The organism is Kocuria coralli, from assembly GCF_008831305.1.
GTDB classification, from domain to species: domain Bacteria; phylum Actinomycetota; class Actinomycetes; order Actinomycetales; family Micrococcaceae; genus Kocuria; species Kocuria coralli.
Window position 1 is genome coordinate 175,828 of sequence record NZ_ML708612.1, and the last position, 14,130, is coordinate 189,957.

The following is a 14,130-nucleotide window of genomic DNA, read 5'->3' on the forward strand; positions in this document are numbered from 1 at the left end:
TGTCCCGGCTGCGCGATCGCGCTCGGTCGGAGCGCTCAGGAATCGAGGTACTCGATGAGCGCCTTGCGCTGATGGACGCCCAGACCGCGGACTCGACGGGTCTTGGCGATCCCGATCTCCTCCATGATGCTCGCCGAGCGCACCTTGCCGATGCCGGGGGCCGCCTCCAGCAGATCGGAGACCTTCAGGCGACTCAGGGCCTCCTCGTTCTGGGCACGCTCCAGGAGCTGCGCCACAGTGATCTTGCGGTCCTTCAGTGCGGCCTTCGCCTCGGCGCGCACTGCACGCGCCGCGGTGGCCTTCTCGCGCGCGGCCGCGCGCTCTTCATCGGTCAACAGACGCAATGCCATGCTGTTCTCTCCCTCTCCGTCAAGGCGAATCCTGGGCCCACGGTCCGACCAGAACCGGATACGATCCGCTCTCACCAGCAATTTTATGCGTATTCGCATGGAAATGCTGTGCAGTCGGCACCATACCCGCACTCGGGAGAACAGCCCAGACGCCCGCCGGAGGGGGTGACGGCGGCTGGAGCGCCCGGGTCAGCCCGCTCCCAGGCCCCGGCGGAGATCCTCGGTCGCGGCCTGCGCCGAAGCCCTCAAATCAGCGGGATCGGGGCCCGCGCGGAGGATGCCCCGGGCGGAGTTCACCAGGACGCGCCCCCTGACGTGGGAGAACAACTGACCCAGCTCGCCGGCGGTGGCGCCTTGCGCCCCATAGCCCGGAGCCAGGACGGGACCGCTGAATGTTGACAGATCAACACCGACGGTTTCGGGCGCGGAGCCGACCGTGGCGCCGACGACGAGCCCATTGGGTTTTATAACGATTTGGTCTCGCATCGTGTGTTTCGTGTCTGACAGGCCCATATTTCGTTCTTCGACCTCTTCGACCACTCGGGCGGCCACGGACCGGGTACCGCCGACGTGCTGGACCGAGGCTCCCTCGGGGTTGGAGGTCAGGGCGAGGACGAACGTCCCCCTGCCGGTGGCCTCCGCGAGCTCGAAGGCGGGTTCCAGGGAACCCGCGCCGAGATAAGGACTGAGCGTGACGGCATCGGCGGCCAGGGTGGAGTCGTCGGAGAGCCACGTGTAGGCATAGGCCTCCATCGTCGAGCCGATATCCCCGCGTTTGGCGTCCGCGATCGTGAGCAGTCCATGGTCGCGCGCCGCCGCCAGGGTCTGCTCCAGGACGGCCATACCGCCGGAGCCGTAGGCTTCGTACCAGGCCACCTGGGGCTTGATCGCGGCAGCGTGGCCGGCCACCGCCTCGATCACCGTCATGGACAGCCGCAGCAGCCCGGCGGGGGTGGAGGGCAGTCCCCAGGCGGTCATGATCGCCGGATGGGCGTCGATCCCCACGCACAGCGGCCCGCTGCGCTCGATCGCGCGGCCCAGGCGGACCCCGAAGGCCTCCGGGACCGCGCCCTTCCGGGACTCCCCCTGGTGCTCAGACGAGGTGCCGTCAGACATGGGCGTTCTCCGCCGTCGCCGGATCCTGGCCGATCACCTGGGACTCGAGCCGCTTGGCGTGATCCTGCAGGGAGGTCACATCCCAGGAGAACGAGCGCATGGCGGTCACCGCCTGCAGCGCCGCGCCGATCTCCGACACCGTGGTGACGATCGGCACGCCGACGCTCGTGGCGGCCGCCCGGATTTCGTAGCCGTCGCCCCTGGCGTCACCCGCACCCGAGGGGGTGTTGAAGACCAGGGCGATCTCCCCCGCCTCGATCAGGTCGATGATGGTCTGATCGTCCGAGGCGGCGTCGGAGATCTTGGAGACCACGGTGGACTCGATGCCGTTGCGGCGCAGCACCTCGGCCGTGCCACCCGTGGAGACGATCTCGAAGCCCAGTTCCTTGAACATCCGGACGTAGACGACGGACGATCGTTTGTCCTTGTTGGCCACGGAGACGAAGATGCGTCCCGAGGTGGGCAGCGCCACCCCGACGCCGGCCTGCGCCTTGGCGAAGGCGGTGTCGAAGAACCGGTCGATGCCCATGACCTCACCGGTCGAGCGCATCTCGGGGCCGAGGAGGGAATCGACGACGGCGCCTTCTCGGGTGCGGAAGCGGGCGAAGGGCAGCACGGCCTCCTTCACGGCCACCGAGGCTCCCTCGGGCAGCCTGGCGCCGTCCCCCTCGGCGAGGAGGAAGCCCTCCGAGCGCAGTTCGCGCAGCGTCTTGCCCGTCCCGATCAGGGCGGCCGCCTTGGCCAGCTGCACACCCGTGGCCTTGGAGACGAACGGCACGGTGCGCGAGGCGCGCGGATTCGCCTCGATCACGTAGAGGACGTCGGAGGCCAGGGCGAACTGGATGTTGATCAGCCCGCGAACGCCCACTCCCGCCGCGATGGCCCCGGTGGCCTCCCGGACACGGTCCAGGACGTCGGGGCCCAGGGTGATGGGTGGCAACGTGCAGGCGGAGTCCCCGGAGTGGATGCCGGCTTCCTCGATGTGCTCCATGATGCCGCCCACGTAGAGGTCGCGGCCGTCGTAGAGGGCGTCGACGTCGATCTCGATGGCGTCTTCCAGGAACTTGTCGATCAGGGCCGGGCGCGACGGCGAGACCTCTGTGGCGTTCTCCAGGTAGGAGCGCAGCTGGCCCTCGGTGTAGACGATCTCCATGCCGCGGCCGCCCAGGACGTAGGACGGGCGCACCAGCACGGGGTAGCCGATGTCCTGGGCGATGGCCTGCGCCGCCTCGAAGGTGTAGGCGGTGCCGTTGCGGGGCTGGCGCAAGCCGGCCTCCTGCAGCACCCGGGCGAACTCGCCCCGGTCCTCGGCCAGGTCGATGGCCTCGGGGGTGGTGCCGAGGATCGGAACGCCGGCGGCTTTGAGCTGCGCGGCCAGTTTCAGCGGGGTTTGGCCGCCGAGCTGGACGTACACCCCGAGCAGACCGCCCGTGGCCTGCTCGACGTTAACGATCTCCATGACGTCTTCGAAGGTCAGGGGCTCGAAGTAGAGCCGCGTGGAGACGTCGTAGTCGGTGGAGACGGTCTCCGGGTTGCAGTTGACCATCACGGTCTCGAAGCCCGCTTCGCGCAGCACCATGGAGGCGTGCACGCAGGAGTAGTCGAACTCGATCCCCTGGCCGATCCGGTTGGGGCCGGATCCCAGGATGATGATCGAGGGCTTCCGGTGCTCGGCCACCTCGTTCTCCTCGTCGTAGGACGAGTAGTGGTACGGGGTGAAGGCCTCGAATTCGGCGGCGCAGGTGTCCACGGTCTTGAACACGGGCCGTACGCCCAGCGCGTGCCGGACGCCTCGCACCACGTCCTCGGCCACGTGGGCCAGGGCGCCGATCTGCTCGTCGGAGAAGCCGTGGCGCTTGGCCAGCTCCAGGGTCGGCCTGGTGAGGTCCGGATCCGCGCGGACCGCGCCGGCGACCTCGTTGAGCAGCTGGATCTGGTCCAGGAACCACGGGTCGATCTTGGTGGTGGCGTGCACCTGCTCGACCGTCGCGCCGTTGAGCAGCGCCTGCTGCACGGCGTGGATCCGCTGGGTGGTGGCCTCGTCGGTGGCCTCCACGAGACGCTCGATCCCGTTGGGGCCCAGGGCGACCTCGGGCAGGTCAAAGGAGAACGAGGAGTCGCTCTGCTCGAGCGAGCGCATCGCCTTCTGCAGCGCCTCGGTGAAGTTCCGGCCGATCGCCATGGCCTCGCCCACCGATTTCATGGTGGTGGTCAGAGTGGGGTCCGCCGCCGGGAACTTCTCGAAGGCGAAGCGCGGCACCTTGACGACGACGTAGTCCAGGGTCGGCTCGAAGGAGGCCGGCGTCTTCTGGGTGATGTCGTTGGGGATCTCGTCCAGGGTGTAGCCCAACGAGAGCTTGGTCGCGATCTTGGCGATCGGGAAGCCCGTGGCCTTCGAGGCCAGGGCCGAGGAGCGGGAGACGCGGGGGTTCATCTCGATCACCACGACGCGGCCCGTGGCGGGGTCCACCGCGAACTGGATGTTGCAGCCGCCGGTGTCCACGCCGACCTCGCGGATCACGGCGATCGACACGTCGCGCAGCTTCTGGTACTCCCGGTCCGTCAGGGTCAGCGCCGGGGCCACCGTGATGGAGTCGCCGGTGTGCACGCCGACCGGGTCGAAGTTCTCGATCGAGCACACGACCACGACGTTGTCGTTGGCGTCGCGCATCATCTCGAGCTCGTACTCCTTCCACCCGAGGATGGACTCCTCCAGGAGCACCTCGGTGGTCGGCGAGTACTGCAGGCCGGCGCCGGCGATGCGGCGCAGGTCATCGGGGTTGTAGGCCAGGCCGGAGCCGAGCCCGCCCATCGTGAAGGAGGGGCGGACCACCATGGGGTAGCCCAGTTCCTCGGCCGCCGCGAAGGCCTCGTCCATGGAGTGCACGATGACCGAGCGGGCGGACTCGGCGCCGCAGCGCTCCACCACGCCCTTGAACGCCTCGCGGTCCTCGCCCAGATTGATCGCCTCGATGTTCGCGCCGATCAGCTCGACGTCGTACTTCTCGAGCACGCCGTTGGCGTCCAGGGCGATGGCGGTGTTGAGCGCGGTCTGCCCGCCCAGGGTGGGCAGGACGGCGTCGGGCCGTTCCTTGGCGATGATCTTCTCGACCACCTCCGGGGTGATCGGCTCCACGTAGGTGGCGTCGGCGAACTCGGGGTCCGTCATGATCGTGGCCGGGTTGGAGTTGACCAGGATGACCCGAAGGCCCTCCTCCTTGAGCACGCGCAGCGCCTGGGTACCGGAGTAGTCGAACTCCGCGGCCTGCCCGATCACGATCGGGCCGGAGCCGATCACGAGCACGCTGTTCAAATCGTTCCTGCGCGGCATCAGTTGTCGCCCTCCTGCTCGTTGTCGATCAGCTCGTCGTCCGCCGGCTCCAGGCCCATCAGTTCCACGAAGCGGTCGAACAGATATGCGGCGTCGTGCGGCCCCGCCGCGGCCTCCGGGTGGTACTGGACCGAGAACGCCGGAATGTCCAGGCAGGCCAGTCCCTCGACCACCCGGTCGTTGAGCCCGATGTGGGAGACCTCGACCCGGCCGAACTCCTCGACGGGGGCGGTCACGGGGCCGTCCAAGGGGGCGTCGACGGCGAACCCGTGGTTCTGCGCCGTGATCTCCACCTTGCCCGTACGGCGGTCCAGGACCGGCTGGTTGATCCCGCGGTGGCCGAACGGCAGCTTGTAGGTGCCGAAACCGAGTGCCCGGCCCAGCATCTGGTTGCCGAAGCAGATCCCGAAGAACGGCTTCCGCGCCCGCAGGACCTCGCGCAGCACCTCGATCTGCTGGGCCGCGGTCTGGGGATCGCCCGGCCCGTTGGACATGAACACGCCGTCGGGGTCGATCTCCTGGATCTGCTCCCAGGTGGTGCCGGCGGGGACCACGTGGACGCGCAGGCCCCGTTCGGCCATCCGCTGCGGGGTCATCGCCTTGATGCCCAGGTCGACGGCCACCACCTCGCCGCGCGGGGCGCCTTCCCAGCCGTGCTCGGCTGGTTCCACGACGTAGGCGGCCTCCGCGGTCACCGTCTCGGCCAGCTGGCGGCCCGCCATCGAGGGCTGCCCGGTCACGACCGACACGAGCTCCGCGTCGGTCTTCCCCGCCAGGGCCTCCCCGGAGAAGATGCCCGAGCGCATCGCGCCCTTGTCCCGGAGGTGACGGGTCGCGGCACGGGTGTCGATGTCGCAGATGGAGACGATGCCCTGCTCCTCGAGCAGGTCGTGCAGGGTCTTCTCGTTGCGCCAGTTGGAGGCCACGCGGGAGGCGTCGCGCACCGCGTAGCCCTCGACCCAGATCCGCCGGGACTCGTCGTCGGTGGTGTTGGTGCCCGTGTTGCCGATGTGGGGGGCAGTCTGGATCACGATCTGCCCCGCGTAGGAGGGATCGGTGATGGTCTCCTGGTATCCGGTCATGCCCGTGCTGAACACGGCTTCGCCCAGGGCGGTGCCGGTGGCACCCCATGCCCGTCCGCGGAAGATCCGGCCGTCTTCGAGCACGAGGGCCGCGGGTGCCGCGTGGGCTGTGAGCAGCGATTTCACGGAGTCTCCTTCTGAGTACCGGTTGGCTCTGCGCCAAAGGATGATTGGGTTGGATCAGGGGAAGGCGCGGCGTCGTCGTCCGGTTCCGGCTGCGGTCCGGGGCTTCCGGGTGCTTCCTCGCGTGCCGTCAGCCGGGAGAAGGCCTCGAGCAGCTCGGCCTTGCCCTCACGGGTCTTGGTGCGCACGCCGGTGTCCACCTCGCGCTCGTGCAGCCGCCAGGAGAGCACCACCAGCCCGTTCTTCTCCACGAACTTGCCGACCATGCCCGAGGCGGTCCCGAAACCGTCGATCTCATCGCGGGGCACCCACAGCGGCTGGGTGCCGTCGCGGTCGTAGAGCACCCCGTCGTCGTAGGCGAACACCCTGGCGGTGGTGCGCACGCCCAGGCCGTGCCCCACCAGGCGGGCCAGGTGGTTGCCGCGCACGCAGGTGGCCACGTACATGCCCTCGACGGCGGCGCCCGGCTCGCGCTCCGCCAGGTCGGCGGGCAGTTCCGGCAGGTGCCCCTCGTTCTCCTCCCGTCGGGTCCTGCGCATCCAGGACCGGCCGATCACGGCGAAGAGGACGACGACGAAGACTCCGAGGACGATGGCGGTGAGGACCTTCTCGTCGATGCCCGCCACGGGTTACCGGCCCCCCGCCGCGGGATGGGGCTGCGTCAGGGCGCCGTCGAGCACCACCGGGTGGCCCTGGAAGAAGGTGGCCTTGACCGCGCCCGGCAGCCGCAAACCCCGGTAGGGGCTGTTGCGGCCCTTGGAGGCGTGGGTCGCGGGATCCACCACCGTTTCCGCCGCAGGATCGAAGAGCACCAGGTTGGCCGGCTCCCCGGGCTCGATCGGACGGCCCTGGCCTCGCAGGCGGCCGATCTCGGCGGGGGTGCGGGACATGATCCGCGCGACGTCGCGCCACGTGATCGCCCCGGTGTCCACGAGCGTGTGCTGCACGACCGACAGCGCGGTCTCCAGCCCCGTCATCCCCATGGCGGCGCAGGTCCACTCGCACTCCTTGTCCTCCGTGGGATGCGGCGCGTGGTCGGTGCCGACGACGTCGATCGTGCCGTCCGCCACCGCCGCCCTGACGGCCTGGACGTCCTCGTCCGTGCGCAGCGGCGGATTGACCTTGTAGACCGGGTCGAAGGTGCGCACCAGCTCGTCCGTGAGCAGCAGGTGGTGCGGGGTGACCTCCGCGGTGACGTCGACGCCGCGTTCCTTGGCCCAGCGGATCAGCTCCACGGAGCCCTTGGTGGAGAGATGGCAGATGTGCACCCGCGAACCGACGTGCTGTGCCAGCAGGACGTCGCGGGCGATGATCGCCTCCTCGGCCACGGCCGGCCAGCCGGTCAGGCCGAGGTCGGCCGAGACGGTGCCCTCGTTCATCTGGGCGTCCTCGGTCAGGCGCGGTTCCTGCGCGTGCTGGGCCACCACCCCGTCGAAGGTCTTGACGTACTCGAGCGCCCGGCGCATGAGCAGGGGGTCGTAGACGCACTTCCCGTCGTCGGAGAACACCCTGACCTGCGCCCGAGACTCGGCCATGGCCCCGATCTCGGCCAGCTGCTTGCCGCCCAGGCCCACGGTGACCGCCCCGATGGGCTGGACCTGGGTCCAGCCGGCGTCGCGGCCCAGGCCCCAGACCTGCTCGACCACGCCGGCGGTGTCGGCCACCGGGTTGGAGTTGGCCATGGCGAACACGGCGGTGTATCCGCCCTTGGCCGCGGCGCGGGTGCCCGTCTCCACGGTCTCGGCGTCCTCACGGCCCGGTTCCCGCAGGTGGGTGTGGATGTCGACCAGGCCCGGCAGCAGGATCTGCCCGCCGCACTCGATCACGGTCGTCCGCTCATCGAGGTCGTCATCGGAGAGACCGGCGCCCACCTGGGCGATCAGGCCGTCGACGACGAGGACGTCGGTGGCCTCCTCGCCGAGCGGGCTGACGCCCTTCAGCAGCCAGCGGCCGGTGCCGCCGGTGGTCTCCCGGGTTTCGGTGGTCTGCGTGTTCATCGCTTCGCGGAACCTTTCATCGTGCGCGCACAGCAGCACTGCGGGCGATTCTGAGTGAAGTCGACGGCGTCAGGCGAGCAGGTCACTGCGCGTCGTCACCGGTCAGGAGGAGGTACAGGCAGGCCATGCGCACGGCCACGCCGTTGGAGACCTGGCGCAGTACCGTCGATCGCGGCGAGTCCGCGGCCTCGGAGGAGATCTCCAGGCCCCGGTTCATGGGGCCGGGATGCATGATCGCGGTCGTCGCCCCCGCTCTGTCCAGGGCGTCCAGGCGTTCGGGGGTCAGGCCCCACCAGCGGGCGTACTCGGCCTCGGAGGGGAAGAACGCGGCGTGCATCCGCTCGCGCTGCACGCGCAGGAGCATGACGGCGTCGGGGTTCTCCGCGAGGGCCTCGTCCAGGTCGAACACGATCCGGGCGGGCCAGTGCTGGGTCCCCACGGGAAGCAGGGTCGGCGGTGCCACGAACGTGACCCTGGCGCCCAGGGTGGTCAGCAGCCACATGTTCGACCGGGCCACCCGCGAGTGCAGGATGTCGCCCACGATCACCACGTGCATCCCCTCCAGGTCGGTGCCCTGGGTCTCCCCGCCGGTCAGGTTGGCGCGGTGCTGGCGCAGGGTCATGACGTCCAGGAGCGCCTGGGTGGGGTGCTCGTGCTTGCCGTCCCCGGCGTTGAGCACCGCGGCGTCGATCCACCCCGTGGTGGCCAGGCGCTGCGGCGCCCCGGAGGTGCCGTGCCGGATCACGACCGCGTCCGCGTTCATCGCCATGAGGGTCTGGGCGGTGTCCTTGAGCGACTCCCCCTTCGACACCGAGGAGCCCTTGGCCGAGAAGTTGATCACGTCGGCCGAGAGGCGCTTGGCGGCGGTCTCGAAGGAGATCCGGGTGCGCGTGGAGTCCTCGAAGAACAGGTTGACCACGGTGCGGCCGCGCAGGGCGGGCAGCTTCTTGACCGACTGCTGGCCGACCTCGGCCATCCGGTCTGCGGTGTCCAGGATCGCGATGGCCTCATCACGGGTCAGTTCCTGGGTGCTCAGCAAGTGCTTCATCCCTCGATCACCACCTCGTCGAATGCGTCGGCCTGGGGCTGGGCCCGATCCTGCGGGGCGTCGATCTCCGAGAGCCGGACTCGGACCTTCTCGCGGGAGGAGGTCGGGAGGTTCTTGCCCACGAAGTCGGCGCGGATGGGCAGTTCCCGGTGCCCCCGGTCCACGAGCACGGCCAGCCGCACGACGGCCGGGCGACCGAGCTCGGTCAGGGCGTCGAGGGCCGACCGGATGGTGCGTCCCGAATACAGGACGTCGTCCACCAGGACCACGGTCGCGTCGTCGATCCCCCGGGGCGGCATCACGGTGGGCCAGGGAACCCGGGAGGGGCTGCGACGCAGATCGTCGCGGTACATGGTGACGTCCAGCTGTCCCAGTGACGACTCGGGATCGAAGGCGTCGAAGGCCGCCAGCTTGGCGGCAAGCCGCTGCGCGAGGGGGAAGCCCCTCCGGGGAATGCCGAGGAGCACGAGGTTCTCGGCGCCGCGGTTGGACTCGAGGATCTCATGGGCGATCCGGGTCAGGGCCCGGTCGATATCGGCAGCGGAGAGAATCCGCCTGGTCTCCCCGGTCTCCGCGGGAGTCCCCGGGGTCTGAGCATTCTGGCTCACAGGTGCTGCCTTCCTTCCCCGCCTCACCGGACGGACTTAAAGGGACGAGCTGCTGCAAGGAACCCTAGCACCGGTTCAGGAGGCGTCGGCGTCCCGTGCCGGGGAGTCCGCCGCGCCGGGGGCGTCCTCCGGGGTCCGCGGTACGGCCGCGTTCTCCCGCGCCGCGATCACGTCCTCGGCGTCGTCATCTTCCTCGTCCTCCGGCGCCTCGATGAGGGTCGGCTTGACCGTCTGGAGCCGGCCCAGCACGCCGTTGACGAACGACGGCGAGTCGTCCGTGGACAGCGACTTGGCCAGTCCTACGGCCTCGTCGACGGCGACGGTGTCCGGCACCTCGTCGTTGAACAGCAGCTCCCACGCCCCCAGGCGCAGGATGGTGCGGTCCACGGCGGGCATCCGTTCCATGGTCCAGCCGCGCGACCAGGTCTGGATGGCCTCGTCGATCTCGCCCTTGCGCAGCGCCACGCCGCGCACGAGCTCCTCGGTGTAGGCGCCGAAGAGCTGCTCCGAGTTCTTGCGGCGCCGTGCCAGCACGCTGATGGCGTCTTCGCCGCGCTGCTCGGCCTCGAAGAGGATCTCCACCGCGCGCGTGCGGGCCTTGGTACGGGAGCCTTTCATTCGCTGACGCGACCCAGGTAGTCGCCCGTGCGGGTGTCGACCTTGACCCGGGTGTTGTTCTCGACGAACAGGGGCACCTGGATCTGGTAGCCGGTCTCCAGGGTCGCGGGCTTGGTGCCGCCCGTGGAGCGGTCGCCCTGCAGGCCGGGCTCGGTGTAGGTGATCTCCAGCACGACCGAGGGCGGCAGCTCGATGTACAGCGGGGCGCCTTCGTGCATGGCGATCACGGCGTTGGTGTTCTCGAGCATGAAGTTCTCGGCCTCGCCGACGACGGCTGCGGGGACGAGCAGCTGGTCGTAGGTCGAGTTGTCCATGAAGACGAAGTCGTCGCCGTCCTTGTACAGGTACTGGTACTCGGAGCGGTCGACGGTGGCCGTGGTCACCTTGGCACCCGCGTTGAAGGTCTTGTCGACGACCTTGCCGGAGGTCACGTTGCGCAGCTTCGTGCGCACGAACGCTCCGCCCTTGCCGGGCTTGACGTGCTGGAACTCAATGACGCTCCACAGGTTCCCGTCGAGGTTGAGGACGGTGCCGTTCTTGATGTCGTTGGTGGTTGCCACTGTGCTCTCTTCGTGTTCGCTGGTTTCGCATCCGCCGCTCAAGATCGCCGATCCTGGTGCGGAGGGACGCGGATCCTGCCGGACCGGGTTTTCGCCGCCGACCATCCTAGCAAGGCGCTCGCGCCCCGTCGTCAGGACCGCATGTGATCTTGCCGGTGGGCGCGCCGGGGACGGCGACGGGCGCCGCCCCTCCGGCCCCTCAGGCCGCTCAGGCCGCTCAGGCCGAGACCTCCTGGTAGACGGCGTAGAGCACCGAGGGGTCGGGGACCTCCATCACCCGGGGTCGGGCGACGTCGTCCAGGACGATGAAGCGCAGCAGTCCGCCGCGGGTCTTCTTGTCCCGCTTCATCACCTCGAGCAGTTTGGGCCACTGGTCGAATCGGTACTCCGTGGGCAGCCCCAGCAGTTCCAGGATCCGGTAGTGGCGCTCCACCACCTCGTCCGGCAGGGTGCCCGCGGTCCGGCTCAGCTCCGCGGCGAAAACCATGCCGATCGCCACGGCGGCTCCGTGGCGCCACTGGTACCGCTCGTTGTTCTCGATCGCGTGCCCCAGGGTGTGCCCGTAGTTCAGGTGTTCGCGGCGCCCGGACTCCCGGAGGTCCTCGGAGACCACGTCCGCCTTGACCCGCACGGAGCGCTCCACCAGCTCGCGCACGACCGGCGACGCCGGGTCCTTGGCCTCCTCCGGGTTCTCCTCGATGAGGTCGAGGATGGCGGGATCGGCGATGAACCCGCACTTGACCGTCTCGGCCATGCCGGTGAGCAGCTCGTTGGTGGGCAGCGTGGACAGCGCGTCGAGGTCGCACAGCACCGCGGCCGGCGGATGGAAGGAGCCCACCAGGTTCTTGCCCTCGGCGGTGTTGATCCCGGTCTTGCCGCCCACGGCGGCGTCGACCATGCCCAGGAACGTGGTGGGCACGTGCACCACCTTGATCCCGCGCAGCCAGGTGGCCGCCACGAAACCGGCCAGATCGGTGACCGCTCCCCCGCCCACCGAGACGATCGCGTCGGAGCGGGTGAAGTCGGCCTGGCCGAGGGCCTGCCAGCAGAAGCCGGCGACCTCGAGGCGCTTGCCCTCCTCGGCGTCGGGGATCACGGCCTGGAACACCTGGTAGCCGTCGGCCTGCAGCTGCCCGACCACCACCTGGCCGTTGGCCTCGAGCGCCTGCGGGTGGATCACGAGGACCTTCTGCACCCGGGGGCCGAGGACCTCGGCCAGGTGCGCCATGAGGCCGTTGCCCACCAGGACGTCGTAGTTGTCCTCAGGGCGGCTGCCCGTGACCGGGATGCGGGTGGTGGTCATCACGATTCCTTCGAGGTGCGTAGACGCTGGATGTCGTTGTGGAGGTCCTGGGCGAGGTCCGCCACCTGGCGCTGGCCGGTGCCGTCGATGCGGATGTCGGCCAGCTCCTCGTACCGGGCCCGCCTGGACTCCAGGAGTTCCTGCCACCGGGTCTCGGGGTCGGGCTGGAGCATGGGCCGCGTGCGGTTGCCCCGGATCCGGGGCAGGACCGTCGCGGCATCCACCTCCAGATAGGCCACCAGCTCGTTCTCCAGCAGGGCGCGGACCCGCTCCGTCATGGGCGCTCCGCCTCCCACGGAGAAGATCGCGCTGGCGTGGTCCGGGTCCCGCAGGATCTCCTCGATCACGTCGGCTTCCAGGTCCCGGAAGTACTTCTCGCCGTGGGCGCTGAAGAGCTCCGCGATGACCCCGTGCCGCTGGACGATCACCTGGTCGGCGTCCACGAAGTCGTAGCCGTAGAACTTGGACATGTGCAGCGCCAGGAAGGACTTCCCGGCGGCCATGGGGCCGATCAGGACCACGGGGCGGGTCAGCGGCGCCGGCTCGGCCGTCTCGGTCGTATCGGCCGTCCACCCGCCGGCGGAGCTTCCGACGGGGGCCACGGGCGAGGTTGCCAGGGTCTCGGCGAAGTCACGGGGGGAGAAATCACGGGGGGAGGACTGGCCCGTCATGCGTTGCGTTCCTCGGCGAGGGCTCCCTCGCCGTCGAAGCTGCCCAGCTCGCCCGACGAGCTCAGCTCCGCGGGAATGGCCGCCAGGTAGGCGTCCCTGTTCCGCACGGTCTCCGCGATGCTGTCGCCGCCGAACTTCTCCATCACCGCGTCGGCCAGCACCAGGGCCACCATGGCCTCGGCCACCACGCCCGCCGCCGGCACCGCGCAGACGTCCGACCGCTGATGGTGGGCTCTCGCCGCCTCGCGGCCGGTGATGTCCACCGTGCGCAGCGCCTTGGGGACGGTGGCGATCGGCTTCATCGCCGCGCGGACGCGCAGGACGTCCCCGATGGACATGCCGCCCTCGATGCCGCCGGCGCGGTTGGACACACGGTGCACGCGCCCGCCCTCGCCGATCATGATCTCGTCGTGCGCGGCCGAACCGGGGCGCGCGGCGGTCAGGAAGCCGTCGCCGACCTCCACGCCCTTGATCGCCTGGATCCCCATGAGGGCCCCGGCCAGCCGGGAATCCAGTCGGCGGTCCCAGTGCACGTAGGAGCCCAGGCCCGGGGGCAGGTGGTAGGCCAGGACCTCGACCACGCCGCCGAGGGTCTCGCCGTCCTTGTGCGCCTCGTCCACCGCCTCGACCATGGCGCGGGAGGTGGCCTCGTCGAAGCACCGCAGCGGGTCGGCGTCCAGCGCCTCGACGTCGTCGGCCGTGGGGCGGCTGGCGTCCAGGGGAGCCGAGACCGCGCCGATCGCCGTCGTATGGGCGACGATCCCGATGCCCAATGCCTCCAGGATCTTGGCGGCGACCACGCCCAGGGCCACCCGGGTGGCCGTCTCGCGGGCGGAGGCGCGCTCCAGGACGGGACGGGCCTCGGAATGGCCGTACTTCTGCATCCCGGTGAAGTCCGCGTGACCCGGGCGGGGCCGAGTCAGGGCGGCGTTGCGCGCCTTGCCCTCGAGTTCCGCGGGGTCCACGGGATCCGCATTCATGACGCGCTCCCACTTGGGCCATTCGGTGTTGGCGATCTCGATCGCCACGGGGCCGCCCTGGGTCATGCCGTGTCGCACGCCGCCCAGGATGCGCACCTTGTCCTGTTCGAACTTCATGCGGGCGCCGCGGCCGTAGCCGAGGCGACGGCGGGCGAGGGCCCCCTGGATGTCCGAGGACGTCAGCCCGACACCCGCGGGGACGCCTTCGATGATGCCGACGAGGGCTTCTCCGTGGGATTCTCCAGCAGTGAGCCAGCGGAGCATGATGGTCTTCTCCTCGCGTGGTGAGTCAGGTTCTTCGGCGGCGGGCCGCCTGGGGCGGGACGATCCGGCCCGCCCGGAG

At 69.8% G+C, this 14,130-nt stretch carries 12 protein-coding genes and 1 pseudogene; all 13 read right to left on the bottom strand.

What is annotated here, in order from left to right; all coding sequences use genetic code 11:
- Window positions 1–35: 35 nt before the first annotated feature.
- On the bottom strand, window positions 36–350 hold the full coding sequence (gene mihF / locus FCK90_RS04030; protein WP_158033006.1) for an integration host factor, actinobacterial type: 315 nt from the start codon (window positions 348–350) through the stop codon (window positions 36–38).
- Between the two features lie 189 nt (window positions 351–539).
- A complete protein-coding gene (gene pyrF / locus FCK90_RS04035) occupies window positions 540–1,466 on the bottom strand; it encodes an orotidine-5'-phosphate decarboxylase (RefSeq protein ID WP_158033007.1) in 927 nt (308 codons plus the stop codon).
- A complete protein-coding gene (gene carB, locus FCK90_RS04040; protein ID WP_158033008.1) occupies window positions 1,459–4,797 on the bottom strand; it encodes a carbamoyl-phosphate synthase large subunit in 3,339 nt (1,112 codons plus the stop codon). Before carB ends, pyrF begins: the two co-directional genes overlap by 8 nt.
- Entirely contained in the window at window positions 4,797–5,996 is a 1,200-nt protein-coding gene (gene carA / locus FCK90_RS04045) for a glutamine-hydrolyzing carbamoyl-phosphate synthase small subunit (protein ID WP_425481684.1), read from the bottom strand. The genes carB and carA overlap by 1 nt, the downstream gene beginning before the upstream one ends.
- Window positions 5,997–6,001: 5 nt before the next feature.
- Entirely contained in the window at window positions 6,002–6,628 is a 627-nt protein-coding gene (locus tag FCK90_RS04050) for a PH-like domain-containing protein (protein ID WP_158033010.1), read from the bottom strand.
- 3 nt (window positions 6,629–6,631) lie between these two features.
- Window positions 6,632–7,999, bottom strand: a complete 1,368-nt coding sequence (locus FCK90_RS04055) for a dihydroorotase (protein ID WP_158033011.1) — start codon at window positions 7,997–7,999, stop codon at window positions 6,632–6,634.
- Window positions 8,000–8,081: 82 nt separating this feature from the next.
- On the bottom strand, window positions 8,082–9,047 hold the full coding sequence (locus tag FCK90_RS04060; RefSeq protein WP_158033012.1) for an aspartate carbamoyltransferase catalytic subunit: 966 nt from the start codon (window positions 9,045–9,047) through the stop codon (window positions 8,082–8,084).
- Complete coding sequence (gene pyrR, locus FCK90_RS04065; protein WP_158033013.1) at window positions 9,044–9,655, bottom strand: bifunctional pyr operon transcriptional regulator/uracil phosphoribosyltransferase PyrR; 612 nt, start codon at window positions 9,653–9,655, stop codon at window positions 9,044–9,046. Before pyrR ends, FCK90_RS04060 begins: the two co-directional genes overlap by 4 nt.
- 210 nt (window positions 9,656–9,865) lie before the next feature.
- A pseudogene (gene nusB / locus FCK90_RS04070) lies at window positions 9,866–10,273 on the bottom strand (transcription antitermination factor NusB); the annotation flags it as partial.
- Window positions 10,270–10,833, bottom strand: coding sequence for an elongation factor P (efp, locus tag FCK90_RS04075; RefSeq protein ID WP_158033015.1), 564 nt, complete (start codon window positions 10,831–10,833; stop codon window positions 10,270–10,272). The pseudogene nusB and the gene efp, both read right to left, overlap by 4 nt.
- A gap of 217 nt (window positions 10,834–11,050) precedes the next feature.
- Window positions 11,051–12,136 carry a 3-dehydroquinate synthase gene (aroB, locus tag FCK90_RS04080; protein WP_158033016.1) on the bottom strand — a complete coding sequence of 362 codons (1,086 nt, stop codon included), beginning with the start codon at window positions 12,134–12,136 and terminating at the stop codon, window positions 11,051–11,053.
- On the bottom strand, window positions 12,136–12,807 hold the full coding sequence (locus tag FCK90_RS04085; protein ID WP_158033017.1) for a shikimate kinase: 672 nt from the start codon (window positions 12,805–12,807) through the stop codon (window positions 12,136–12,138). The genes aroB and FCK90_RS04085 overlap by 1 nt, the downstream gene beginning before the upstream one ends.
- On the bottom strand, window positions 12,804–14,051 hold the full coding sequence (gene aroC, locus FCK90_RS04090; protein ID WP_158033018.1) for a chorismate synthase: 1,248 nt from the start codon (window positions 14,049–14,051) through the stop codon (window positions 12,804–12,806). The genes FCK90_RS04085 and aroC overlap by 4 nt, the downstream gene beginning before the upstream one ends.
- Between the last annotated feature and the right edge of the window lie 79 nt (window positions 14,052–14,130).

Excerpts from the sequence above, each read along its gene's own strand:
- mihF (WP_158033006.1), bottom strand. The coding sequence starts at position 350 with ATGGCATTGCGTCTGTTGACCGATGAAGAGCGCGCGGCCGCGCGCGAG.
- pyrF (WP_158033007.1), bottom strand. The coding sequence starts at position 1,466 with ATGTCTGACGGCACCTCGTCTGAGCACCAGGGGGAGTCCCGGAAGGGC.
- carB (WP_158033008.1), bottom strand. The coding sequence starts at position 4,797 with ATGCCGCGCAGGAACGATTTGAACAGCGTGCTCGTGATCGGCTCCGGC.
- FCK90_RS04055 (WP_158033011.1), bottom strand. The coding sequence starts at position 7,999 with ATGAACACGCAGACCACCGAAACCCGGGAGACCACCGGCGGCACCGGC.
- FCK90_RS04060 (WP_158033012.1), bottom strand. The coding sequence starts at position 9,047 with ATGAAGCACTTGCTGAGCACCCAGGAACTGACCCGTGATGAGGCCATC.
- aroB (WP_158033016.1), bottom strand. The coding sequence starts at position 12,136 with ATGACCACCACCCGCATCCCGGTCACGGGCAGCCGCCCTGAGGACAAC.
- FCK90_RS04085 (WP_158033017.1), bottom strand. The coding sequence starts at position 12,807 with ATGACGGGCCAGTCCTCCCCCCGTGATTTCTCCCCCCGTGACTTCGCC.
- aroC (WP_158033018.1), bottom strand. The coding sequence starts at position 14,051 with ATGCTCCGCTGGCTCACTGCTGGAGAATCCCACGGAGAAGCCCTCGTC.